This is a genomic window from Paraburkholderia nemoris (genome assembly GCF_905221015.1).
GTDB classification, from domain to species: domain Bacteria; phylum Pseudomonadota; class Gammaproteobacteria; order Burkholderiales; family Burkholderiaceae; genus Paraburkholderia; species Paraburkholderia nemoris.
Genome location: NZ_CAJNBO010000002.1, coordinates 1 through 25047, shown reverse-complemented (window position 1 = coordinate 25047; position 25047 = coordinate 1). Strand labels below are relative to the sequence as shown.

At 60.6% G+C, this 25047-nt stretch carries 22 protein-coding genes and 1 pseudogene; 9 read left to right on the top strand and 14 right to left on the bottom strand.

The window, feature by feature from the left end:
- Positions 1-5: 5 nt before the first annotated feature.
- Positions 6-1226 (bottom strand): efflux RND transporter periplasmic adaptor subunit, encoded by a 1221-nt coding sequence (locus KHO33_RS02860; RefSeq protein WP_200561192.1) that lies wholly within the window; start codon positions 1224-1226, stop codon positions 6-8.
- A gap of 440 nt (positions 1227-1666) precedes the next feature.
- On the opposite strand from KHO33_RS02860, the gene KHO33_RS02855 reads away from it, so the two are divergent.
- Positions 1667-2407 carry a response regulator gene (locus KHO33_RS02855; RefSeq protein ID WP_054034716.1) on the top strand — a complete coding sequence of 247 codons (741 nt, stop codon included), beginning with the start codon at positions 1667-1669 and terminating at the stop codon, positions 2405-2407.
- Complete coding sequence (locus KHO33_RS02850) at positions 2391-3638, top strand: ATP-binding protein (protein ID WP_200561191.1); 1248 nt, start codon at positions 2391-2393, stop codon at positions 3636-3638. The genes KHO33_RS02855 and KHO33_RS02850 overlap by 17 nt, the downstream gene beginning before the upstream one ends.
- A gap of 8 nt (positions 3639-3646) precedes the next feature.
- On the opposite strand, the gene KHO33_RS02845 is transcribed toward KHO33_RS02850, so the two are convergent.
- The 4 genes from KHO33_RS02845 to KHO33_RS02830 all read right to left on the bottom strand — a co-directional run bounded on the left by KHO33_RS02845 (position 3647) and on the right by KHO33_RS02830 (position 8091).
- Positions 3647-3817: a hypothetical protein gene (locus KHO33_RS02845; RefSeq protein ID WP_172737627.1), complete on the bottom strand. Its 171-nt coding sequence runs from the start codon at positions 3815-3817 to the stop codon at positions 3647-3649.
- Between the two features lie 583 nt (positions 3818-4400).
- Positions 4401-5168 carry a 4-hydroxy-2-oxoheptanedioate aldolase gene (gene hpaI, locus KHO33_RS02840; protein WP_200561189.1) on the bottom strand — a complete coding sequence of 256 codons (768 nt, stop codon included), beginning with the start codon at positions 5166-5168 and terminating at the stop codon, positions 4401-4403.
- Positions 5155-6444: an MFS transporter gene (locus tag KHO33_RS02835; RefSeq protein ID WP_200561640.1), complete on the bottom strand. Its 1290-nt coding sequence runs from the start codon at positions 6442-6444 to the stop codon at positions 5155-5157. The genes hpaI and KHO33_RS02835 overlap by 14 nt, the downstream gene beginning before the upstream one ends.
- A gap of 99 nt (positions 6445-6543) precedes the next feature.
- On the bottom strand, positions 6544-8091 hold the full coding sequence (locus KHO33_RS02830) for a UxaA family hydrolase (RefSeq protein WP_200561187.1): 1548 nt from the start codon (positions 8089-8091) through the stop codon (positions 6544-6546).
- A gap of 249 nt (positions 8092-8340) precedes the next feature.
- Here KHO33_RS02830 and KHO33_RS02825 point away from each other — a divergent pair, with 249 nt between their 5' ends.
- Entirely contained in the window at positions 8341-9318 is a 978-nt protein-coding gene (locus tag KHO33_RS02825; protein WP_200561638.1) for a LacI family DNA-binding transcriptional regulator, read from the top strand.
- Between the two features lie 509 nt (positions 9319-9827).
- Here the strand turns inward: KHO33_RS02825 and KHO33_RS02820 are convergent.
- From KHO33_RS02820 to KHO33_RS02805, 4 genes are all read right to left on the bottom strand, one after another.
- Positions 9828-10076, bottom strand: a complete 249-nt coding sequence (locus KHO33_RS02820) for a hypothetical protein (protein WP_054034714.1) — start codon at positions 10074-10076, stop codon at positions 9828-9830.
- Positions 10077-10454: 378 nt separating this feature from the next.
- Positions 10455-10973 (bottom strand): hypothetical protein, encoded by a 519-nt coding sequence (locus tag KHO33_RS02815; RefSeq protein ID WP_200561185.1) that lies wholly within the window; start codon positions 10971-10973, stop codon positions 10455-10457.
- Between the two features lie 223 nt (positions 10974-11196).
- Positions 11197-11676: a nuclear transport factor 2 family protein gene (locus KHO33_RS02810; RefSeq protein ID WP_115779251.1), complete on the bottom strand. Its 480-nt coding sequence runs from the start codon at positions 11674-11676 to the stop codon at positions 11197-11199.
- 17 nt (positions 11677-11693) lie between these two features.
- Positions 11694-12395, bottom strand: coding sequence for a TetR/AcrR family transcriptional regulator (locus KHO33_RS02805; RefSeq protein WP_200561183.1), 702 nt, complete (start codon positions 12393-12395; stop codon positions 11694-11696).
- A gap of 108 nt (positions 12396-12503) precedes the next feature.
- Here KHO33_RS02805 and KHO33_RS02800 point away from each other — a divergent pair, with 108 nt between their 5' ends.
- Positions 12504-13154, top strand: coding sequence for a YceI family protein (locus KHO33_RS02800; protein ID WP_200561181.1), 651 nt, complete (start codon positions 12504-12506; stop codon positions 13152-13154).
- A 56-nt stretch (positions 13155-13210) separates the two neighbouring features.
- Here the strand turns inward: KHO33_RS02800 and tdh are convergent, their stop codons facing one another.
- Positions 13211-14242 (bottom strand): L-threonine 3-dehydrogenase, encoded by a 1032-nt coding sequence (tdh, locus tag KHO33_RS02795; protein ID WP_028195988.1) that lies wholly within the window; start codon positions 14240-14242, stop codon positions 13211-13213.
- A gap of 13 nt (positions 14243-14255) precedes the next feature.
- Complete coding sequence (locus KHO33_RS02790) at positions 14256-15455, bottom strand: glycine C-acetyltransferase (protein ID WP_200561179.1); 1200 nt, start codon at positions 15453-15455, stop codon at positions 14256-14258.
- Between the two features lie 175 nt (positions 15456-15630).
- Between KHO33_RS02790 and KHO33_RS02785 the strand changes: the two genes are divergently transcribed.
- From KHO33_RS02785 to KHO33_RS02775, 3 genes are all read left to right on the top strand, one after another.
- Complete coding sequence (locus KHO33_RS02785; protein WP_054034710.1) at positions 15631-16257, top strand: helix-turn-helix domain-containing protein; 627 nt, start codon at positions 15631-15633, stop codon at positions 16255-16257.
- A 115-nt stretch (positions 16258-16372) separates the two neighbouring features.
- On the top strand, positions 16373-16771 hold the full coding sequence (locus KHO33_RS02780) for a DUF2471 family protein (RefSeq protein WP_054034709.1): 399 nt from the start codon (positions 16373-16375) through the stop codon (positions 16769-16771).
- A 62-nt stretch (positions 16772-16833) separates the two neighbouring features.
- Positions 16834-17901, top strand: coding sequence for a tyrosine-type recombinase/integrase (locus KHO33_RS02775; protein WP_200561177.1), 1068 nt, complete (start codon positions 16834-16836; stop codon positions 17899-17901).
- An 87-nt stretch (positions 17902-17988) separates the two neighbouring features.
- Here the strand turns inward: KHO33_RS02775 and KHO33_RS02770 are convergent, their stop codons facing one another.
- Positions 17989-19194, bottom strand: a complete 1206-nt coding sequence (locus KHO33_RS02770) for a DNA-binding protein (RefSeq protein ID WP_200561175.1) — start codon at positions 19192-19194, stop codon at positions 17989-17991.
- Positions 19195-21140: 1946 nt separating this feature from the next.
- Here KHO33_RS02770 and KHO33_RS02765 point away from each other — a divergent pair.
- The gene (locus KHO33_RS02765) at positions 21141-22490 is read left to right on the top strand and encodes a replication initiation protein (protein WP_054034706.1); all 1350 of its coding nucleotides are present in this window, start codon (positions 21141-21143) and stop codon (positions 22488-22490) included.
- Positions 22491-22568: 78 nt separating this feature from the next.
- Here the strand turns inward: KHO33_RS02765 and KHO33_RS02760 are convergent, their stop codons facing one another.
- Both KHO33_RS02760 and parA read right to left on the bottom strand, forming a co-directional pair.
- Positions 22569-23624, bottom strand: a complete 1056-nt coding sequence (locus KHO33_RS02760) for a ParB/RepB/Spo0J family partition protein (protein WP_054034705.1) — start codon at positions 23622-23624, stop codon at positions 22569-22571.
- Positions 23625-23648: 24 nt separating this feature from the next.
- The gene (parA, locus tag KHO33_RS02755; RefSeq protein WP_054034704.1) at positions 23649-24311 is read right to left on the bottom strand and encodes a ParA family partition ATPase; all 663 of its coding nucleotides are present in this window, start codon (positions 24309-24311) and stop codon (positions 23649-23651) included.
- 492 nt (positions 24312-24803) lie between these two features.
- Here parA and KHO33_RS02750 point away from each other — a divergent pair.
- Positions 24804-25047: pseudogene (locus KHO33_RS02750) on the top strand (hypothetical protein); the annotation flags it as partial.

Below are 25047 nucleotides of genomic sequence, written 5' to 3'. Positions count from 1 at the left end.
TCGCTTTAGCTATGTGCGGCCGACGTCGTGTCCGCGGTGGCGGGCGCACCCGAATTGGCAGGCGATTCAACCGGCTTCACAACGCCACCCGCGCGCGCTTTCTGCGATCCGGCGACGATCACGCGATCGCCTGCCTTGAGGCCGCGCGTGACGAGCCAGTCGGCGCCTGAAGCGGTGTCCGCCGTGACGGGCGTTTGCGTGACCTTGTTGTCGGCACCGACCGTCAGCACGCTCGCCGAGCCGTCGGATGCACGCGAGACCGCGAGTTGCGGCACCGTAATCGCCTGCTGGTTCACGCCCTCTTCGAGCCGGGCGCGTACGAACATGCCGGGCAGCAGCACGCCATCCGGATTCGGGAACACGCAGCGCAAGGTGACCGAGCCGGTGGTGGCGTCGACGGTGATATCGGAGAACAGCAGCTTGCCTGGCTGCGCGTACGTGCTGCCGTCTTCCATCACGAGATGAACGACTGCGCCGTCCGAGCCCGCCTGTTGCAACTGGCCACTGGCGAATTCTTTCTGCAGCCGCAACCAGTCGGCGGAAGAGCGCGTGACGTCGAGATACATCTCGGTCGTCGCCTGGACCGTCGCGAGCGCGGTGGTCTGCTCCGCGGTGACGAGCGCGCCTTCTGTCACGCTCGATTTGCCGATGCGTCCCGCGATGGGCGCAACGACCTTCGTGTAGCCAAGGTTGATTGCGGCGGTCTTCAATGCGGCACGGTCGGCGACCACGTCGGCCTTCGCTTCCTCCAGGGAGGCGACGGCGTCGTCATAGTCCTGCTTGCTCACGCCTTCGATCTTCGATAGTTCGGCGTAGCGGGTGGCCTTGGTCTGCGCGGCGCTCGCTGTCGCCTCGGCTTTGGCCAGCGTGCCGACGGCCTGGTCGTAAGTTGCCTGGTAGCTGGACGGGTCGATCTGATACAGCACCGCCCCGGCCGCAACCAGCGAGCCTTCTGTAAAGAGGCGCTTTCGGACGATGCCTTCGACCTGCGGCCTGACTTCGGCGACGCGGATCGCCGACAGTCGCCCAGACAATTCGGTACTCGACACCACGGCGTGCGGCGCGATCGTTTGGACGCCAACTTCGGGGATCAACTGTGGCGGGCCATGCGGCGCCTGCTCGCCGCAACCCGCCAGCCAAAACGTGGCGACGGCGACTGTGGCGGCAAGATAGGTGAATCTCAGTACGCGCGAGGAAGGTCCGGACGCGCTAGGGTTATTCGGCATGCTGTGGGCATCCTTCGACTCAATTCGACAAAGGGCCGTCTGGCATGCGTTGTTCGCTAAAGCGGGGCGAGTGAAAACGTATCGGTCGACCGCGCGCTTGAATCTGCACGCAAATCAACCCACTGAGCCCGGAAGAAACCGCGTAACGCCACCAGCGGCGAGAAGTGGCCCAGCATAGTGAGCGGCGTCTTACGGTGGCTTAGGCGAGGATTACGAGTTGTAACGAGGCGGATGGTGTTGCGATGAATCGGGCGGCGTGACGCTGACCGGTAATGGCTGCGTCACGCAGCCAGATAGAACCGAAGGCAGCCACCGTAATAAACTGTAAGCGCAGATAAGAACCCGAAACCGCTGCCGCCGCGCGATTCGCTATATTGCGGCGTGCGATAGGCGCGTGGCCGCGCCGTCCGTCAATTGTCCTCATCGATCAGGGCCCAGCCATGTCAGACACGCCCATCCAGGTATTACTGGTCGACGACGACGCCGACCTTCGTGACCTGCTCAGAACCTTCTTTCAACAACGCGGCATCGAGATGTCCGTGTTGCACGACGCGAACCATCTGGCACGCCGGCTGGAACGCGAGCGGCCGTCGATCATCGTGCTCGATCTGATGATGCCGGGCGTCGACGGACTCAGCGCGCTCAGGCAATTGCGTGCGCATGGCGACACGATTCCCGTGATCATGCTGACGGCGCGCGCGGACGGCGTGGATCGCATAGTAGGTCTGGAACTCGGCGCCGACGACTATCTCGGCAAGCCGTTCATGCCGCAGGAACTGCTCGCGCGTATTCACGCGGTGTTGCGCCGGCATGCGCAGCCATCGGGGTCCACGGCTACGGTGCTCGAAAAGCGTGAAGCGCTGCGCTTCGGCCGCTTCCGGCTCGACTTCGCGAGGCGCACCCTGTTTCGCGATGACGAAGCGCTCAAGCTGACCGGCGGCGAGTACGCGCTATTGGAAGTGCTCGCCGCGCATCCAATGGAAACGCTGTCGCGCTCGAAGCTCGTCGATCTGCTGCATGGGCCGAACTCAGAAGTAACCGAACGCGGTATCGACGTACCGGTGTGGCGCCTGCGCCGTCTGCTTGAAGACGACCCGGCCAATCCGCGCCGGATCCAGACCATACGCGGCATCGGCTATATGTTCGTGCCCGGCAGCAATGACGATGAAGAATCCCTTTAACACACTGTTTGGCCGGCTCGCGTTGATGACGGTGAGCCTGATCGTGCTGGTGCACATCACCGCAATCGTTCTCGTAGACCGTGACCGCGGCCAGATCGACGCGGGCCATGCGCAACGCGCTTTGCTGCTCGCGGTTGAGGCGGGACGCGACGGCCCGCTCGCCGCTTCCCACGTCGCGGCAACGCTCGGCGTGTCCTATGTGAGCGCACAAGACGCGATCCGGTATGGCTGTCCCGCGCCGTGTGAGAACACTTCTGGTCCGTTCGAACACGACTTGCGCGAGAAATTGCCAACAGGCAGCCAGGTCGTATCCGACGGCGAGAACGGCACGGTCTGGGTCCATTACGCTGGCAATCCAGGCTGGCTCAAAATGCAAAACGCGACGCTGCCGGCGCGTCGCTTCCTGGGCGCATCGGCGACGATGCTGGTGCTGGCAGTGATCATCGCACTGCTCGGCGCGTGGCAATTGCAGCGGCCATTGCACCGGCTGGCGCTCGCCGCGCGCGAGTTCCGCGTCGGCCATCGCGCGCCGGTCGTGAAGGCGAGCGGCCCGCGCGAGCTGAAAGAACTAATCGGCGACTTCAATCAGATGGTGCATGAACTTGCGCAGGCCGAGCAGGAGCGCGCGGTGATGCTGGCCGGCGTGGCGCACGATCTGCGTGCGCCGATCACGCGCATGCAGGTGCGCGCGGATCTGCTGCCTGATGAAGCGAATCGCCGCGGTTTCCTGCGGGACTCAGAGTCGTTGTCACGCATCGTCACGCAGTTTCTCGACTTCGCACGTGAGACAGCGGATACCTCGCCGAGCACCAGCGTCGATGCTCACTGTCGCCGGCATTACGGCGACAGCCTCGCGGACGACGCGCTCGTGCGCCTCGATCTACAAGCTGGCGATGGTTTTGGGTTGCCGCTTGTCGATCTCGACCGGATTCTGACCAATCTGATCGAGAACGCGCTCACTTACGGCGAGCCGCCGGTGGAAATTTCGACGTCCCGCCGCGACGGCCAGTACACGCTCGAGGTGCGCGATCACGGCGGCGGCATTCCCAGCGGTCAACTGGACCGTGCGCTGCAACCGTTCGTGCGACTCGATGAAGCGCGTAGCGGCGATGCGCACTGCGGGCTCGGGCTCGCGATCGTGCGGCGCCTCGTGCGGTATAACGGCGGCGTTTTTCATGCCGATAACGCCGCCGCCGGCGGGTTCGTGGTGACGCTTACGTTTCCCGCCTAGTTTCTGGCCTAGGCCTGAGCGGCTTGGCCAGGAACGACGATCGCACCGTGCGGTCCGCCGCCACCAGGCCCACCCCCGCCCGGGCCTCCGCCGCCCCAACCTGGAGGCGGCCCCCACCAGCATCCGCTCAAGGTTGCGCTCAGTGCGGCCAGTGCCGCGATTGCCAACAGCTTCTTCATGCTTGCTCCATCGATAGATCTACGGTGACGCAAAGTCGTTGCTCGAGTGGCGACGACACGCGTTATCCGCAACTTATCAACGAGCGAAAGATCATGTTTTACGAGAGCGTTACAAGATGGCGAAGTTTGGCCGCTTCTGGTGCGCACAAGCTGCGGTGTGTATCGCCGTGCGGCGCAGGTAGCACGGCCTTTGCGACGTGACCCAACGCAAGCTGCCGCGCTCACCCTTTGTTTGTATATGGAAGAGGATGTAAGGAGATTGGCGGTATCGGTCTTGCTCTTGCACGTATCAGGGTGAGGTTTGGAGCGCTCGCTGCATCACCGACGGCGACCATGACGAAGACTCCCTGGAAATCCTCACCTTATTTAAGGTGCGCGCTCAGCGAGGCGATTTCTCACCTCCTGGAATCGCTCACCTTTGCAGATCATCTCCTGGAATTCCTCACCTTAGCGCGTCTTAGCCTGCTCCTAAGGTGCTGTTCGACTTATGGAATGACTCACCTCTGAAGGAGATGATGTCGTCTCCTGGAATTCCTCACCATTGGTCGAGGTGGCGCCATCTCCTGGAATTCCTCACCATTCTTCACTGCTCGATGAATTCCCGGGCGAGCTTGCGTGCTGCGTTCGCAAACGTAAGGATGTCCACGCCGGTCGCGACGAACGTGCATCCAAGCTCGAGATAGCGACGCGCGAGCACCGGGTCGGAGGTCAACGTGCCGGCAGCCTTGCCGGAAGCGATGATGGTACGCATCGCGGCTTCGATCGCGTTCTGCACTTCCGGATGGCCGGGCTTGCCGCGATGGCCCATCGACGCGGCCAGATCCGCAGGCCCGATGAATACGCCATCCACGCCCTCAACCGCGCAGATAGCTTCGAGATTGTCGAGCGCGGTGACCGTCTCAGCCTGCACGAGCAGGCAGATTTCACTGTCCGCGATGTCGAGGTAGTCGGTCCGCGAACTCCAGCGCGACGCACGTCCCACCGCGCTGCCCACACCACGAATTCCGTGAGGCGGATAGCGTACGGCGGCCACGCACGCGCGGGCCTGATCCGCGGTATCGATCATCGGAACGAGAAGGTTACGTGCGCCGATATCGAGTAAGCGCTTGAGCAGCGCCGGATCGCCATTCACGGGTCGCACAACGGCTTCGGAGGAATACGGCGCGACTGCCTGCAATTGCGCAAGAATACTGCGCACGTCGTTCGGAGCGTGCTCGGCGTCGATCAACAGCCACTCGAAGCCGGCGGTCGCGCTGACTTCGGCCAGGTACGCATCGGCCATCGAAAGCCAGAAGCCGATCTGTCGTTGACCATTTGCAAGCGCCGCCTTGAATGGGTTAAGCGCTGACATCGACGTTGCGTTCATCACGATTTCTGGCCTCCACGGGGACTTGATTGAATTGAATGGGCTCCACCTTTCCGAGCAGGAACAGGTAATTGAGGATCGCGATCACGATCAGCCCCGACGAGAACAGCAGCGCGGGGACGAAAGAGCCGGTTGCACCGACGATCGCGCCGGTGACGATCGGACCGACCACGCCGCCCATGTTGGATACGGTGTTCTGGATGCCCGCCACCCGCGACACCATGTTCCCCGGCGCGACATCGCCCGGTAGCGCCCAGACCTGCGATGCGGCGACGGTCGTGCCCGACTTCGCCACGCAGAGCAATGCGACGGCCACGAGCGGAGAAGTGGCGAACGCCGCAAGTCCAATGCTCGACGCCATCACCAGACCGACCACGAGGAACAGTTTTCGGGTCGCGGTGAGCGACAACTTTCCGGATGCATACACACGATCGGAGGCCCAGCCCGCAAATACCTCGACGATCATCGAAAGGACGAGCGGTAGCGAAGCCATGAAGCCCATCTCCATCAGGCTCATGCCGCGTTCCTTGACGAGATACGTCGGCAGCCAGGTGATGAAGAAGTACGAGTTGTAGTTGATCATGAAGAAGCCGATGCACATCGCCCAGATGTTCCGATGCGCGAACAGCCTGTGCCAGGGTACATCGGCGGCCGCGCCCACGCTGTCGCTTCGCGACACCGCTTCGCCATCGCGGATATGGGCAAGCTCGGCCGCATTCACGCGTTTGTGATCCGCCGGCGAATCCCTGAACACGAACACCCAGACGACGCACCAGATGAGACCCAGCACACCGGTAATCGCAAAGGTGACCTTCCAGTCGAACGTCGCCAGCAGCCAGGCGATCAGCGGCAGCGCCACCGCGCCCCCAAGCTTCGATCCGCTATCGAAGATGCCGGCCACCGTTGCGCGTTCCTTGCGCGGAAACCATCGCGAGGCAATGCCCGCGTTGCTGGGGTAGGCGCCCGCTTCGCCGATGCCCAGCATGACCCGCAGGAGCACGAGGGACTTGAAGCCGGTGGCGAGTCCGGTAACGGCCGTCGCAAGCGACCACCAGAACACGGACGCACCCAGCACGATCTTCTGTCCGAAGCGATCGGCGAGCATGCCCGCAGGCAATTGCAGCAACGCATACGACCAGAAAAACGCCGACATCACGATGCCCATCTCCATCGCGCTGAGATGAAACTCCGCCTGAAGATGGGGCGCCGCGGCGGACAGCACCGTGCGGTCGATATAGTTGATGGCGATGGCCGACCACATCAGACCGGCCACCAGCCAGCGCACTTTGCTGCGTGGCGCCTGTTGCAAGGCTTGGTTCAATCTCTGTCTCCGCTTTTTTTGTAGGAATGAGGTGGCGTTTCAGCTCACGATACCCATATGCCAGGGCACAAATTCGTGATCGCCCAGCCCGAGCAATTCACTACGGGTGCGCTCACCCGACGCGGCCCGCAGGATGTGCTCGAAGATATCTTTCCCCATCTCCTCGACTGACCGCTCACCATCAAGGACAAGTCCGCAATTAATGTCCATGTCGTCGGAGAGCCGCTTGAACATCGCCGTGTTGCTCGCGAGCTTAAGCGTGGGCGCGGGCTTCGAGCCGAACATGGAGCCGCGGCCGGTCGTGAAGCAGATCAGGTTTGCGCCGCTTGCAATCTGCCCGGTCACCGCAACGGGATCGTAGCCTGGCGAATCCATGAAGACGAAGCCGGCCTGATCGATCGGCTCGGCGTATTCGTAGACGGCTTGCAGCGGCGTTGTGCCGCCTTTCATCGCCGATCCGAGCGATTTTTCAAAGATGTTGGCGAGTCCACCCTTCTGATTACCCGGGCCGACGACACCGTTGAACTGACCGTTGTGCCCGCGTGTATAACGCTCCCACCACGCAAGCCGGTCGAGCAGTTTCTGGCCGACTTCCGGTGTCACCGCACGGCGCGTCAGCATGTATTCGACACCGTGAATTTCAGGGGTTTCGGAAAGAATCGCCGTACCACCATGGCGCACCAGAATGTCCATGGCCGCGCCTAGGGCCGGATTGGCCGTGATGCCCGAAAAGCCATCGGAGCCGCCACATTCGAGACCGATTTTGATGTGGCTCGCCGACACCGGGCGACGCTCGATATCGTTCGCCGACGGCAGCATCTTCTGTATGGCAGCGATCCCCGCTTCGATCGTTGCCCGGGTGCCACCTTCGTCCTGCATCACCAACGCGTGGACCGACGTACCGACATGAAGCCCTTGTGAATCGAGCAGGTCGCTCACCTGATTGCGCTCGCAGCCCAACCCGACAATCAGCACCCCGGCAAGATTGGGATGACGCGCGTAGCCGGCGAGCGTCCGGCGCAGCACGTCGAAGTGCTCGCTCGGTGAGGACATCCCACAGCCACTTGTCTGCGCGAACGCGACCACACCATCGACATTGGGATAAGGTGCAAGCCGCTCCGGCGTAAACCAGGCGGCGATGTTCTTGATAACCGTCGACGAACAATTGACCGATGCCAGAATCCCGATGAAGTTGCGCGTCGCGACTCGCCCATCGAGCCGAACGATGCCGTTGAATGTGGCCCGTTCAGCTTCCGCCACGTACTCGACCGGACGCACATCGAGACAGAAGCCCGGATCGCGCTCGAAATCGATCAGTTCGACGTTGTGAGTGTGAACGTGATCACCCGCCTCGATGTCGCGAGCCGCGCGGCCAATGACCGTGTCGTACTTACGGATCGGCGCACCACGCGAAATGCGGCAGGCGGCGACTTTGTGGCCCGCGGTGACCTGCGCGCGGATGCGGATCGTCGCCTCGCCGATGCACAGTTGCTGCCCGATCGACAGCGATTCTCGCGCGATCAGTACATTGTCCGCAGCGTTAAGCCGAATCAGCGGCTCGCTCAACACCGTACCAGCCTGCGACATGCTGCTCTCCTGTCTCTCAAGTTCTGGGCGCACGCACTCGGGTCGCGCCAATCGCCTTTTTCTGATTGATGTTACCGGTTCATGTAACCGGTAACATACGACGCATGGTAGTATGGTTTTGCCATAATCGCCAGCAACTTTTTTCGGGCCTGAGTGATCCACGTCGTGAGCAAACCGCCTACTACCCTGCTTGCCCCTGTCGAACGCAGCGCCTCCCGGCGCGCCCGCAAGAATTCCGGCCGAGTGACGCTGAGCGATCTCGCGGCGCTCGTCGGCGTGACGAAAGTGACCGTCTCACGCGCACTGAACACGCCGGAACTGGTTTCGGTCGATACGCTGGAGCGTGTCCAGGCGGCCGTCCGGCAAACCGGGTATACGCCTGACCTCATCGCCGGTTCGCTGGCGTCGACTCGCAGCCATCTCATCGTCGCGTTGATTCCGGCGATGGCCGGGAGCGTGTTTCAGGAAACCGTCGGCGCCCTGACGACCGAGCTTGCCGCGGCAGGCTACCAGTTGCTGATTGGACAAAGCGGATACGACGAGTCGCGCGAGGACGCCCTGCTTGACGCGGTGATCGGCCGACGGCCCGCCGGCATCGTACTGACCGGCGTCATTCATTCCCAGAGTGCGAGGCAAAAGCTGCGCGCGTGCGGCATTCCTGTCGTCGAGACCTGGGACCTGACACGCGAGCCTATCGACATGCTGGTCGGCTTCTCTCATGAGAACGTCGGGAGGGCAGCCGCGGACTTTCTGAAGACGCGTGGCGTGCGGCGGCCCGCTGTCGTCACGCCCAGCGACCGGCGCGCGCAGGCCCGCACCAAAGCTTTCCTCAAAGCGTTCGGAAATGGCAAAGCAATCTCCTCCATCCCTGTCGTGACGGTCGAGTCACCTGCGAATCTGGGCGACGGGCGACGAGCGCTGAGAGGCTTGCTCGACACGCACGCCGATATCGACGCCGTTTTTTGCGGCGCGGATATTCTGGCGCTGGGCGTGTTGATGGAAGCGGAGTACCGGGATATCTCAGTGCCGGAGAAACTGCGTGTGATTGGCTACGGTGATCTGAATTTCGCGAAGGACACCACGCCACCGTTGTCGACCATGAGAGTCGACGGCACGAGAATCGGAACGCTTGCGGCGACCATGCTGGTCGATCGGATTGAAAATCGCGCTGGCAGTGAGCCAATCATCGATGTGGGGTTCAGTCTGATCGAGCGGGAAAGCACTTAGTGTCGTAGTGGTCTGTTAACGGCTACGGCTACGACAACGACTCCCTGGAAATCCTCACCTTATTTCAGGTGCGCACTCAACGCGGCGATTGCTCACCTCCTGGAATCGCTCACCTTTGGCGAGCGACCTCCTGGAACGCCTCACCTTGGCGTGGCTTTGCTTTCTTCCACGGTGCAGTTCGGCTCATGAGATGACTCACCTCTCGCTGATATGGCGACACCTCCTGGAACCGCTCACCTCTCAAAGACGTGATGTCATGCTCCCTGGAACGGCTCACCTTTCGTCGAGGTGGCTGCGTCTCCTGGAATTCCTCACCTTTGGCGGTGTTGACGAGATTTCCTGGCGATCCTCATCTTTGATCACGATGACACCATCTCCTGGAATTCCTCACCATCCTGGAATCGCTCACCTTTGAACGGATGGTCGCGCAGGACCGCAAATGTCACTCATATTTCCCGGCGCGAACCCGTCCGTTTGCCGCTTTTTTCGCGCGCAACATCAGCTTGCCTTCAACTACCACCGAAGAAGATATTGCATTGCGGGTCTGTGCTGCACGGCTTCACATGTTTCCAGCCGCTCTGCATTTTCGTGTCGGACATGCCGCCGTATGCCTGCGTCGCCGTGTCCGAGGGAACTGCTTGAGTCGCTGCGTTTTCCTGTGGAGCAGGTTGTTGCGTTGCCGGCATGCTTTGCGAATGCGCGAATCCAACCATGACGAGTAATCCGGCGGCAGAAGCCGCCATCAGATGCAATTTCATTTTTGGCTCCTTAATTGAGGGTACGTTTTTCGTTGATGCGATTCGTTATCCGCGGGCTCGGAAGAGCGCATGGATAGCGGAATTTCGGGCGCACGAACGCGCTTCGGGTCCGCAGGCGAATTGCCCGAGGCCAAAGTTTTTTTAGGTGATGGTGAAAATAGCGAGAGCAGTGCGCCGAGCCGAGGTCCCGGGGCGCAAGATGGCGTGCTAACTGGCAGTGTCAACGGATTTCGTGAACCCGTCGACACGGAATAATCGCCCTGCAAATACCTGTTATAGAGCGTGAGGTGCCGAACCGGTAGCGAATATTTGCGCCGGGTTCCGCCCACTCATTCGCAAGCGGCCTTTTACGCCAGGCCCGGAGCTTATTACGCCAGCTTAGAACTTCACCTTCACCTGGAACCCGATCGTGAACGGAAGATTGTCCGAGGGGATCGGCGGAATCACAATGAAGTTAGCCCCAACGCGCTTGTAGTCGACCATCACGATCGGCGCAACCACCGGCCCGATCGTGTGGTTACGGCCGAGACCCCAGTTGCCGTAGTTATAGCCCGAGATAATCCCGCCCATCGCCGCAATCCGCACGATGCCCCAGTGCGCGAACTCCGGCGCCCAGACCCCGCCGCCATAGTAAGAAGGGCGCCGCAAAGAGTTGCGGAAGCCGCCGGCAGTCAACGCCCATTGATTGTTGAGCCAGCATTCGACGCCAAGGCCAGGATTGAACTGCTCGAAATGGGTATTGGGGTCGGGATTGATGTGATACGAGCCGAGCATGGCGTCGACCCATACGCCGCCGTCACACCAATTGCCCGCATGCGCAGCGGACGCTGCGGCGAGGCTCGCGGCAAGCGCTACGGCCGCGTGTCGAATCTGCTTTTTTGTCTGACGAAAATGCATGTATTCTCCGCCACCGATCGAACGCCGGTGTCATCTATGTTCTAGGTATTCTTGCTTGTCGTCCGTCGCGCACTGTACCTCAACCCGCACGGGCGATGTGGAGGACACGCTCGGGCGCGCGGGCACGGCACGTGCCCCACGGCGCAGACGCAACGATAACGGAGAACCGATGGCAGAGCGGTGAACACCCGGCAGGTGTCCACCTTCAATCGCGGGAAGAGCTCTAGAGGCCGAGGTCGGACAGGCCGGGATGGTCGTCAGGACGGCGGCCGAGCGGCCAATGATAAAGACGGTCGGCCTCGCGGATCGGCAGATCGTTGATGCTGGCATGACGGCGCGCCATCAGCCCGTGCTCATCGAACTCCCAGTTCTCGTTGCCGTAGGAACGGAACCAGTTGTTGGAGTCGTCGTGCCATTCGTAAGCGAAGCGTACGGCGATGCGGTTATCCGTGAAAGCCCATAGTTCCTTGATCAGGCGGTAGTCGAGTTCCTTTGCCCATTTGCGGCGCAACAGGCCAACGATCTCCGCGCGGCCATGCGTGAACTCGGCACGGTTGCGCCAGACGCTATCCGGTGTGTACGCGAGCGACACGCGTTCGGGGTCGCGCGTATTCCAGCCATCTTCCGCGGCGCGCACCTTCTGGATCGCGGTTTCGCGTGTGAAGGGCGGGAGTGGCGGGCGGGTTTCGATCGGCTCGGCCATGGTGTGTGTTTCCTCAGTCAGGTTTCTGTACGCCGGGATGGCGGTCGTTTGCTTCGGGCTTCACTTGGGGACTTGCTCGCGGATTTACCTGCGAGTGGGTTCGATTCGTTTGCGGACTCGGTATTGAGTAAAGCTTCGGCGGCGGCTCGCGCGTCGAGCGCGGCGTCGGCCTCGCCGCTCACCAACGCCACAGCGATGGCGCCGTCGAGCAGGATGAGCCATTGGCGCGACAAGCGCGCGGCGCGGCGCGCGTCCATGCCCGATTCGGCCGCGTAGTCATCGCACTGGGTTCGCACGAATACGAGCAGGCGTTCCTTGTGTTCACGCGCGACGATCCGGATCGGATCATCCGCGGAGGCGATTTCGCCGGCGGCGTTCAGAAACGCGCAGCCGTGAAAGTCCTCCGACGCAAACCATTCGCGCAGCACGTCGAACATGCCGAGCAGGTGCGCGCGCGCAGTCTTGCCGTGCTGCAACGTGCCCGCGATAAACCAGTTCATCCAGCGTTCGTCACGCCGCTCCAGAGCGGCGGCGACAAGCGCGTCTTTCGATTCGAAGTGCGTGTAAAAGCTTTTACGCGCGGTGCCGGATTGCTTGACGATCGCATCGACACCGGTGGCATGGATACCGCCGGCGTAGATCAACGCCTCCGCGGCATCGAGCAGCCTTTCACGCGCGCTGCCGGATGCAGCCGATTCGATTGGGTTTTGAGTAGCCATGTGCGAAGGGTAGAACGATCATTCTCCTTCGTCAAGTTTTTATGCGCTTCGGCGGATTGCTACGCTTGCTGCTATCGTGATGAGGATCGATCAACTGGAATGAATCTCATGAGTCGCTCTCCTATGCGCACAACGCTGGTACGTGTGTTGCTCAGCGCAGCGCTGCTGACTTCGATGGCCTGCACGCCTTTACAGGTGCTCACCCATACAGTCAGCCAGAACGAAGCACGCGTGCCGCCTGGCCGCTACGATCTCGATCGGGACCATTGCAGCATTACCTTCGACATCGATCACTTCAAGTACTCGCGCTTTACGATGCGCTTCGATCGCAGGCAGGGGCAACTCGACTGGAACGAAGGCGGGATGGACAAGAGTAGCGTAGCGATCACGATCGACGCCGCAAGCATCGATACGAATGTGCCGCTACTCGACAAGATGGTGAAAAGCGACAGCATGCTCGACGTCGCACGGTATCCGGAGTTGCGCTTCACCAGTACGCACTTTGGGCGCACCGGCGAATCGCGCGGCACGTTGACCGGCGATCTGACGATTCACGGCGTGACGCAACCTGTGACGCTCGATGTGACCTTCAATGGCTTCGCGCCCGATCCGCTCACGAAAAAAGACACGCTCGGCTTTTCCGCGGAAGGGCATTTCAGCCGCGCGAAGTTCGGTTTGTCGACGTGGTATCCGGCTGTCGGCGACGATATTCATGTGCGTATTCAGGCTGAGTTCGAAAAAACGCCCGCAGGCGCGTGAGCGCGGTGCGGGCGTTTTGTTTCAGCAGTTACGCTTGAGTGCAGCGCTGTTTCAAATCACGCAGCAGTCCAGTCGAGAATCACCTTGCCGCTCTCACCTGAGAGCATCGTGGCGAACGCTTCCTGATAATCGTCGACCTTGAAGTGGTGCGTGAGGATCGGCGACAGATCCAACCCACTCTGCAGCATCGCGACCATCTTGTACCAGGTCTCAAACATCTCGCGGCCGTAAATGCCCTTGATTTCGAGGCCCTTGAAGATCACCTGGGTCCAGTCGATCGCGGTCTGCGCGGGCGGAATGCCGAGCAGCGCAATCTTGCCGCCGTGGTTCATCGCTTCGAGCATGCTGGTGAAAGCGCTCGGCACACCTGACATTTCCAGCCCGACGTCGAAACCTTCGGCCATGTGCAGATCCGCCATCACGTCGCGCAACGATTCACGCGAGACGTTCACGGCACGCGTTGCGCCCATCTTGCGTGCAAGTTCGAGGCGATAGTCGTTGACGTCGGTGATCACCACATTGCGTGCGCCAACGTGTTTCGCAATCGCTACTGCCATGATGCCGATCGGCCCGGCGCCGGTGATCAGCACGTCTTCGCCGACCAGGTTGAACGACAGCGCCGTATGCGTTGCGTTGCCGAACGGATCGAAAATCGCGGCGAGATCGTCGGAGATTTCAGGCGGGATCTTGAACGCGTTGAACGCGGGAATCACGAGGTATTCGGCGAATGCGCCTTCTCGATTCACACCGACGCCCACCGTATTGCGGCACAGATGCCGGCGTCCTGCACGACAGTTTCGACAGAAGCCGCAGGTGATATGTCCTTCGCCCGACACGCGATCGCCGATCGCAAAGCCGCGCACTTCCTGACCCATTTCGACGATTTCGCCGACGTATTCGTGGCCGACATGCATCGGTACGGGAATCGTCTTTTGCGCCCAGTCGTCCCATTTCCAGATGTGGATGTCGGTGCCGCAAATCGCGGTGCGCGTGATGCGGATCATCACGTCGTTGTGACCGACTTCGGGCTTCTTCACATCCGTTAGCGTGAGGCCCGGTGCGCGTTCGAGTTTTGCCAATGCTTTCATGTGCGCCCCCGCTTCAGATGACACCGAGTTGACGGCCGACGCGCGCAAATGCGTCGACAGCTCGATCGATTTGTTCCGCCGTGTGCGCGGCGCTCATTTGCGTGCGAATGCGTGCGCGACCTTTGGGCACCACGGGGAACGAGAAGCCGATCACGTACACGCCTTCCTTCAACAACGCGTCTGCCATGTTCGATGCAAGTTGCGCGTCGCCCAGCATGACCGGAATGATCGGGTGTTCGCCGGGTACGAGCGTGAACCCGAGCGCGCTCATCGCGCGGCGGAAATGCGCGCCGTTTTCGCGGACGCGCGCACGCAGTTGCGCGCCTTCGTCACTGGCGAGCAACTCAAGTACTTTCAGCGAGGCGGCGGCGATGCTCGGCGTCAGCGTGTTGGAGAACAGATAGGGACGCGAGCGTTGACGCAGCAGATCGATGACTTCCTGGCGCGCTGCAACGTAGCCGCCCGATGCGCCGCCCAGTGCTTTGCCGAGCGTGCCGGTAATGATGTCGACGCGCGACAGCACACCGCAATGTTCCGGCGTGCCGCGCCCATGTTCGCCGACGAAACCGACCGCGTGCGAATCGTCGACCATCACCAGCGCGCCGTAGCGGTCCGCGAGATCACAAATGCCTGCGAGGTCGGCGATGATGCCGTCCATCGAGAAGACGCCGTCGGTAGCGATCAGCTTGAAGCGTGCGCCCGCGGCATCCGCCTCTTTCAGCCTCGCTTCGAGATCGGCGAGGTCATTGTTCTTGTAGCGAAAGCGCTTCGCCTTCGACAGCCGCACACCGTCGATGATGCTCGCGTGGTTCAACTCGTCGCTGATGATGGCGTCGTTGTCGTCGAGCAGGGTTTCGAACAGACCGCCGTTCGCATCGAAACAGCTGGAGTAGAGGATGCAGTCGTCGGTTTGCAGGAATGCGGCCAGCGCTTTTTCGAGGTCTTTGTGCACTGTTTGCGTGCCGCAAATGAAGCGCACCGACGCCATGCCGAAGCCGTCGTTATCCAGGCCAAGCTTCGCGGCCTCGATCAACCGTTCGTCGTTGGCCAGACCAAGATAGTTATTCGCGCAGAAATTCAGCACTTCCGCGCCGTTCGCAAGACGCACGTCAGCCGACTGGGGGCTGGCGATCACGCGCTCGTTCTTGTAAAAACCGTCGGCGCGAATTTGCTCGAGTGTGCCGCGCAGATGGGCGAGGTAAAGGTCACGCATGAACCAGACTCCTGAAAGGGTGGTGCACCCCGACATGTCCAGCACATGTCCGGCACTTGCGGCATGTTCGACGTCGAGGCGGGCTGTTATAGTCGGCTGTCAGTTTTATCGGATATTTTCGTTTTTCCGAACTAAAATCCGGTATGTCGAACAACTCTAAACGATAGGTCAGTAAATGGCAAGTTCGGGAATCCGCCGCGCAGCAGCCAACGCGGCCCCCATTTCAGGCGCGACTCCGGTCCCGGCGATCGCGGCGCCGCCTCGCGTCGGCGAGCAGATTCAGCGTCTGCGTGCCGAACGGCGCATGACGCTCGACGACCTGTCGCGCGCGGCCGGCGTGTCGAAATCGATGCTATCGGAAATCGAGCGCGACAAGGCCAATCCGACGATCGCGGTCGCGTGGCGTCTGACGAACGCCCTCGGCGTCAGTCTCGATTCGCTGTTCGCGCCGCAGAAGGCGCCGGAGGCGATTGCCGTCTCCGGTCCGCACGACATCCCGACTTTGAGCGGGCACGAGGCCAAGTATCAGTTGCGTGTCTGGGGTCCGATCGAATTGGCCGGCAAGTTCGAGTGGTACGAGCTGACGTTGCAGCCGGGTGGGGCGCTGGTGTCGAACGCGCACGAACCCGGCACGCGTGAGCATCTGACCGTGCTGCAGGGATCGATCGAGATCGAGGCGGCGGGCGCGACGAAGCGGCTTAAGGCCGCGGACACCGCGCGCTATGTCGCCGACGAACCGCACGCAATCCGCAACGCCGGGAAGGGCGAGGCGAAAGCATTGCTGGTGGTGATTCACGGCTGAGGGGTGGGCGCACCGGTGCAGGTTGATGTCTGAATTGGACTGAATTGTCCGCTCGGCCGAGGTTGCGCGAGACACTGTATATTTGTACAGTACAGGGTGTCGACTGGAGCCGATAATGAACGACCTGACCACCGAACAAGCCGAGCATGCTCTGGCCGCGCTGCGCTATCAAACCGCGGCGCGCGATCTTGAACACATCGTGCGCAACATCGCCGCGCGCTACATCGTCCAGCAGGTGCCGCTCTCGTGGCGCCTGCTTCATGCAATCGAAGCCGAAGCGTTGGCAGACCTCGGGTTTGCGAGCCGGCACGACGCGATCATGCTCGGGCTGTTCCAGCGCCCGTCCGAGTTGCCCTATCCGGAAACGGACGAGGCGGTGGACTTCGGTACATCCACGGCATTGCCTGCAGTATTTGCATTCGCGGTCTCGGCCTATGAAGAGGCGGCACGCCGTGCCGCACAACCGGCTTCTAAAGACGCGCCGCTAAAGCACGCACGGGCATGGGGCGACTAACCAAGCGCTGTACTTTCATCGGTTGCCACCTACAATATGCGCAACTAACGGAAAGATAGCGTATGTCACCTCCTAATCTGTCCGACCCGGTTCCACGCCCTGCACCGTCAACCGATCTCTTCGATCAGGAACGGGAAGACTGGCGCCGCGATCCGCAAATCGCGTTCGACGCGTGGCTTGCCAAGCAACATTTCAGGCGGTCTTCTGCTGAAGTCTATCAAGCGCAGTGGGGGCTTTTCCTCGACTGGCTTGCGGTTCGCCAGAAGAGTCTGGTCACGGTCGATACGCAAACCATCGCGGAATTCGTGGGCGGCCTTGAGATCCGAAAACCGCAACGTGTCCGGTATTTGCGGCTCATCGAGCGGGTGCTGGATCATGTGCGCGAAATCGAATCCGCGTCGACCAATCCTGCACGTTTCATTGCTCAGGATGGCGAAGCAGCATGGCGGAATGCACGCGATAACGAGCCGACCGGGTTTCTCAATCATGCAGAACGCGCCGCGCTCATTGCATATCTGTTTTCGCCCTTGCCGGTTTTGTCCATGGCGCAGCGCTGGAGAGAGCGACGTGACCGTGCATTGATCGCTGTGTTTCTCGGTGGTGGTGTCAAGACTGGAGAGGCGGCGGCACTTACGGTTAGTTGCGTGAATGTTGGCTCACCGTGGGTCACGATCGAGTCCGCGAATCCGATGCTGACGCGCCGTACCCGGCTCGCGCCCTTCGCGGCCGCCGTTCTCGACGCATGGCTCGCGGAACGGCGGCTTTCCGAACTGGCCGGCAATCTGGTCTTTCCCGCTTCGCCTTCGGGACGCCCAATGCACAAGGCGACCATGCTGCGCGGCGTCGATGCGTTAATCGACGCCGCAGGCATTGCCGCGTCGCGAGCCTCGCGCGCCAGTCCACAAACTTTGCGCAACACCTTCGCGGCAGATCTATTCGAGAGTGGAGTTGAGGCGGAACAGGTCGGGCAGTGGCTGGGATTTGTCCAGGCCGTGTCTGCCAACCGGTTGTATCGGGCATGGCAAAGGTGGATGGATCAGCAGGAATTGCCGATCGTCGATGAACCGGATCCAGCCGCTCCGCCATTGCCCACGCCTAGGCGCGACGGGCGTTTGACGAGGAAAGGGTGAGGAGGCGGGTCCTGAAAATACTCACCCATCGGGTCCCGAATTTCCTCACCTTTGGCGATTTATCCGTTATGACGTGTGCGCCGAGGGTCACGCCGAAGCTGCAATCGACCCACTCGACAAAAACCGGCTAACCGCCTCCAGCCTTGATTCGCCGGGTCCCGACGAGTGATCGCATTCCGGACACTGCAACTCGAAGCGGTGATCCACTTGCGACAACTCGGGCTCACCTTCCTCACATTTTGGGCAGCGCAACGGCAGCCTGACATGGCCGTCCGCCGCGGTACCGATCACCGCCAGCTCATCGGCCGTGAGCCTGCCCGCTTCGACCAGCGAACACAACAGATTTGCAACAGCGGGATCGATGTCCTGCTGGCTGCGCAGCGCCGCAACTTCTTTCGTCAAAACATCCACTTCATCCGACTGCTCGCGCAGCTGCGCGTCGAGCCGGTCGCCGCGCGCCTTAGCGGCAGCGAGTTGCTGAATAAACTCGAATTCCTTGCGACTGGCGTCACGCACCCCCGATTGGTAGGTGGCCGCCATGCTGCGCAAGGAATCGAGTTCGACCAGCATTGGCTTCACACGGCGCTCAGCTTCGGCGACGGCGTCCTTGATCTGTTGCGCATAGTGCTCGGTGCTTTGGCGCAATTCGACATGCAGCGCATCGATCCGGTCGCGGAGCGCCGCGTTAGTGGCCTGTTCGGCATCGAGGCGTTGGCGCAACGTTTCGTTTTCGCTGTCGAGTCGACGGACCGTGGCCTGCAAACCTTCCTGGTGAGCGGTCCCATGTGTGGTGGCGCTGGAGAGCTCGGTCTCGAGTGCGCGAACACGTTCCCACGCGGCTTCGGCTCTGAGCTCGCTGCGCTTGATCGCTTCTTCCGACACGTCGCGGCGAATTTCTGCTTCTCGGGCGCGTTGGTCGGCGACGGTGACCTGGGCGCGAATTTCCTCCCGTTCGCTGTCGAGGGTAGAGCGGGCATGCACGACGGCTTCTTCGAAAAGGGCGCCCAATAATTCACCGGCGCGATCTTCCAGTGCTTTCGGGATAGCGCCGGCGCCGACTTTTACGCGTGACACCGTTCGGATGCGTTCCCAGAAATGGTCGATGTCCTTCGGGATGTCGCTGGCGCTGCCTGTTTGCGTCAAGTCGCGAACGGCTGCCATGGACGGGCGAATGCCCAAATCGAAGAAAAGTCGCTTGCAAGCATGCAACGACAGTTCTTGCCGCCGTGCCCCGCTAGCCCTCAACGATTCAAGCTCGTCACGGATGGCTTGCCGTTCCTGGTCCAGATTCATGTATACCTCGATGTCGCTCGAATTGGATGAATCATAACAATTTACGTATTGTTTGCTACGTATTTGTTGGGGACGAGTGTTATTTGGCCAACTGGCGTGTTTTGACGTTGCTGATAGGTCACAAGATCGGAGCGAGCTTGGTTTTTCCGTGAAACAAAACGAAGACTAGCCAATAAGCCGTTGTAAATAAAGAGATTTCGACAGTTTCTTTTTGATCGCTCACTGTTTCACGAAGGCGTAATGGGAGCGGTGGGGGTGGAGCGGTCTTGTCCGAAGGACGCGCGGGGAAAGTCTAGAGAGTAATAAAAGTAAACACCTTTGAACCCATGTTAAAAACGTTAACGCCATGGCAAACCCTTACCAGGCAGGCGTTCCAGCCCGGCAAGGTGAAGCTTTACGGGAGAGGTGGTGAGGTCTTGCGGGAGTGTTGAGTGATGAGGTTCGGGGGCCTCGGTGAGGGGGTCCGGGACAGAACGTGAGCGGGTTCAGGAGCTACCCCAAAAGTGCGGTTTCGCTAAAGGTGAGATTTTGCGGGACCTGGGCGTCCGGGATCGCCCGGCAGCGCTCAAAAGTAGGTGCGGAGCTCGATGGGCCTTAAGGTGAGCGCTTTCGGGACCACTGCGGCCGCCAATTTTTGACCTTATTTTGGCCTCGTTAACCCCATTGGTGAGTCAAGACAGGAGAAAACGCGAACCGAAGGTGAGACTTTCCGGGACCGAGGCGTCATTTTTGCCTCAATTTTGTGCATTTGGACGCTTAAGGTGAGGGTTTGCGGGAGCTGAAGCTGATTTCGACCGAAATTCGGTTCGGTGCGTCGACGGGGTCGTCGATCACGCTTTGCGGAAAGGTGAGCGAATTCGGGAGGCCTGGATCGAGGCGATAGCCGGCTCGTCAAAAAGCCTGTTTTGGACCTGAGGTGAGGTTTTTCGGGAGCCTTTTGGGACGTTTGTGTTCGCTAAGGTGAGGAAATACAGGACCGAAATCGCCACAACGGGCCGGAAAAGCCCTACTGACGCTGTCAGAGTCATTCTGATTTTGTGACTGCGAAAATCTTAAGGTGAGGTTTTTCGGGGCCCTTTGGGTTGCGACCGGAAACGTCGAATTTCACTGAAAAGCTGCTAAAGGTGAGGATATACGGGAGTGCGTACCGCTCGCTCGGTGAATGGCGATCCCATAAGTCGATGAAATTATTGGATAATTTTTGTGCGCTGCGCAAAGGTGAGGTTTTTCGGGGGGCCTTTTTCATGCACTGCGTAGACCTGTTTCGGGCTCATAGGTGAGGCTTTTCGGGACTATTTATCGGTGTTTTTTCAGCGCCCCAGGTCTGGAGGCCGCGTCCTTCCAAGCGCTCAGCTAGCGTTAAGGTGAGCTTTTTCGGGGGAGCTTGTCGCGATTCGGATCTCACTGCCGCGTGAATCAGGTGTCTTGCCGCCAGGTTCACGGGCCATTTGCTCAATCGAACATGCGGCGATCGCCGTGTACATCTGTGCTCCGAAGGCCACATGGCCGCAATCGACGCATATGCGTGCCGGCGGGCTTCGGCGTGGTGCCTGCTTAGGAAGAGGCCCGGCGCGCTTGCCGGATTTCTCCCCTCCCCTATCCGCTGAAATCGGCAGAAGTGCATCCAAGCCACCGATCGAGTACGAGTGCGCCTCGCTCGCTACGTGCGTGCAGCCAAAATTCACGAAAAATTTTTGAGGTGAGAAGATTCGGGATCGAATAGCTCCGGTTCGCGGCAGGTCAGAAATGGGTCAATTTTCTGGAGGCCGCGACCTGTAAGGATGCCCTGAACCTGGCGCGAAACGGGTGAGGTGAGGGTTTTCGGGAGTTGCTCGAGGTGAGTTGTGCCTCGTAAACTCACTTCACCGGGAACGGTGAGACCCGTGCTATAGACGCGTATCACCACAGCCGGTATGCTCTCGCCAAATCCCTCCTCGACCAGACGCATGGCCACGAAGCGCGCGAAGAAGACAGATGTAGTCAGCCCGAGCTCGGCCGAATTACGTAAGGCCGTCGAGGCGATCGCCATCCAGCCCAAGAGCGGCAAGATCACGCTCCTCACCCGCAAGCTGTTCAACGTTCTCCTTGCCGTCGCTCAGCAAGCTGACGAGTCCGGCGATACCTATCGGGCCTTGCTGTCCGACATCGTCGCCAATTCGGCATTCGATTCGAACGATACGGCGCTCGTGAAAGAGCACCTGCGGCGCATGGTATCGGTGCAGGTCGAATGGAGTACCGGTACGTCCAGCCAGAAGCCGGGCCGGAAATGGGGCATTTCCACGCTGATTGCGGACGCGGAAATTCTCGAAGATCCCACCACTCGCCGCGTATGGGTGGAGTTCTCGTTTGCGCCGAAGATCAAAAAGAAGCTGCTCGATCCGGTTCAGTATGCGCGCTTGAGTCTGCAGTTCCAGAGCCAGTTGCGTAGTAGCGCGGGGCTCGCACTTTACGAGATCTGCGTTCGCTACCTGACTAACCCGAGCCATCTGACGATGCGCGAAACATGGGAATGGTGGCGCCCTATTCTCTCCGGCACGCCAGACACTGAAGCGGGTGACGAGGCGAAGCGCGAGTACAAGTACTTCAAACGCGATTACCTGCGGCCGGCCATCGCCGAGGTGAATGCGGTCACCAACATCTTCGTCGAGTTGATCGAACACCGCGAAGGGCGGCGTGTTGCCGAGATCCAGTTCCGTGTGACCGAGCGCAAGCAGCCCATGCTTGCACTCGACGAACACCCGAATGTGTTCGATAGCACCCTGGTCGACCGGATGGTGAAGATCGGCATTCCGCTGAAAGAAGCGCAAACACTGTACGCCGATAGCGAAGAAAACCGGATTCGTGCGGCGTTGCAGATGACTGAGCAACGTATGCGCAGCACGTCCTTGCCCGCTGTGCGTAGCGCACCGGCTCTGTTCAAGGATGCGTTGAAGAAGGGCTATGCGCCGCCGGTCGAGGCGCTGGCTTCCGGTAGCGGCGGTAAGGCCGCGGTGGCTGCGCCGGCGGACGACCTGAAAGCGCGGCTGCTTGGCGAATACTCGGCGGTTCGGCGCAAGGAAGCGCGCGAGCTTTACGACGAGCAAGGTGAGTCCGAACGGGAGATCGCGCGGAAGTCGTTTGAGGACGACGTGTTGCCGGATCTCGGCACACACATGCGGGACGACTGGCGTCGTCGTGGGCTGGATTCGAAGATCGTCGAAACGGCGTTCTTCGATTGGCTGGCTCGCAAAACCTGGGGCGAACCCACCGATGGCGACCTGCTCGCCTTCACGCTGAGCCAATCGCGCGCGGCGTAATCGTCAAGATCGCATCAAGAAAAACGGCGGCCACTTTCGTGTGCCGCCGTTTCTTTTCCTGCCGATGCTCTCCCTTCGTTACTTCAGCATCTTTTCAATCTGACGAAGGATGTCGTCACGCTTTTCACGCGTGAGACCCTTCAGGCGCAGTTCGATTCGATCGTCCCCATACGATTTCAGATCGCCGACTGAGACGCCGCCGAGCTTGATTTCCAGACGCTGCGCATAGCGCTGCCGACCCGCCGGCTTGGTGCTTTCCTGCGCGCTTGCTCTGCCCTTGACGATGTCCGCAACCTGTCGCGTGCTCAGGTCGTCCGAGAGGATTTTGTTGATCAGGCGCAGCGTAGCGTCGGCGCCGCGGGCGGTGTGATAGCGACCCACCTGATACGCCATGTTTGAACCAAAGCGGTCAGGCCTTGCGACCATCTCATGCATCACCGCCTCGGGTAGCTTCGCAATCGACAGGGCGACCGCGATGGTTGACTCGTCTAGACCGAGATGTTCGGCGAGTTCCTTCTGGCTCTGGAAATGCCGATCGTCGAGAAAGCGTTTCCAGACGACGGCGTTGTCGAACACGGTCTGCGAATCGCGCTGGACGTTGAGGTCGTAGCCGAGCTTATAGCTTTGGATGCCGATCGGCAGATCGATGACGATCGCCTTCACCGATTCCTTGTTCGCTTCTTTAAGCGCCCGCACGCGCCGGCCGCCATCGCTTACGTAGTAGGTGCCGGGGTTGTCGTAATCGGGAATGACGTGAATTGCCTGCTGCTGGCCCTGCTTCGCCAGATTGACAGCAAGCTCGGCAATCGACGCCTTCAGATAGAAATGGCGCGGATTGAACGGGCTCGGTTTGATCGTCTTGAGCGCGAGTTCGATGACCTGGCCCGGCCGGTACGCGTGTTCGATCCGCCAGGCGCGGTAGGCGGCCGACTCATTGGCGATATCCGCCGCTTCGAGTTCGGTGACGTCCTGGGACAGGACCGGCTGGATGACGCGGTTCGGTACATCGCCAGTCGGGGCGCCATTCTTGACCAAACCGTCGATCGCGTTCAGGCGGTCGAGAGCGGTTCGCTTTTCGCTGCTAGTCGTATCAGGACGTGCTTGAAAGCCTTTGGCGAATTGGGAGGGTTTCATTCAGGGTCCTTTATGCGCATAAATTCAGGGGAGCAGGGCTGCGATCTCGTTGGCGCACGCCCGTACTTCGATGGCGGCGAGCTTGGCGCCGCGATCGTTCATCTGAAGCACTGTCTGCCCTAACGCCATTGCCTGCTTGTAGGCTTCGCGCGTCGGGATCTGGGTCTTGAGCAGTGGGAAACCGAGCTCTTCCAACGCACGCTTCAGTTCGCGCGTCAGCATCCGTTTCTCTTCGGTCTTATTCAGCAGAAAGACGGCCCGCAGATCCTCGTTCATGACCTGGGCCTGCTGCACGAGTTTCACTAGTCCGACGCTCGACCAATAGTCGGCGGGCGACGACGACGTTGGCATGATCGCGACGCTCGCCGCGAGCAACACGACGCCGGAGACTTTCTCGGTGATGGAGGGCGGGCAGTCGACGACGATGATGTCGTAGTCAGCCACGAACTTCTTGATCTCGCGATGGATCTGGCTGCCGGCTTCGGAGAGGTTGACGACTGGGAAGGGAATGCCGGTTTCGCCGTCTGATGATGCACTGGCCCAATGGACCAGGGTGTTTTGACCATCTGCGTCTACGACGAGGACGCGTTTGCCTTTTTCATGGAACGCAGCCCCGAGGTGCATCGCGATTGTGCTCTTCCCGACCCCACCCTTCTGCTGAGTTACCGCGATGATTTCTGCTGCCAATCTTCACCTCCTCTTTTTAGACGCAAAAGGATTTTACCTGGATGAATTTGCATTTCAATCGTTTTTGTGTAAACGCGAGAAGAATTAGCCGATCGGATAGGTTTATGCGCATAAAGGGTGCGGCGTGGTTGCGCGAAAGCGTAGCGGGTGTGAAGGGGATCAACGGCGATAGGTTTGCGACGCCTGAGAGATGTCAGGCGCTATGGGGTATCGAGTGGGGAGGAGCCGACTTTAGGATCCAGCGCGTTGTGAGACTGCGCCCTCGGGTTTGGGCTCGTGTTGCGTCGGTCGTGTCGGATTCGACGCTGTCCCGTTTCTCTAGGTTGGTCTTGCCGCGTCGCTTTTGCATGCCCAGCTGTTAGCAGCATCGAGGCATATCCGGGCCATGATTGTGTCCCGCGAGCCGTCACGCGCAGGCACCTTTATGCGCATAAACTTTTCGCGCATGACTCAAGCATGGCGCGGCCGCTGCTTTAAGGGGCGTAGGGTTCGATGCATGATCCTGCTGCACGGCACGGCACGGCACGGCACGGCACGGCACGGCACGGCACGGCACGGCACGGCACGGCACGGCACGGCACGGCACGGCACGGCACGGCACGGCACGGCACGGCACGGCACTGGGACTGGGACTGGGACTGGGACTGGGACTGGGACTGGGACTGGGACTGGGACTGGGACTGGGACTGGGACTGGGACTGGGACTGGGACTGGGACTGGGACTGGGACTGGGACT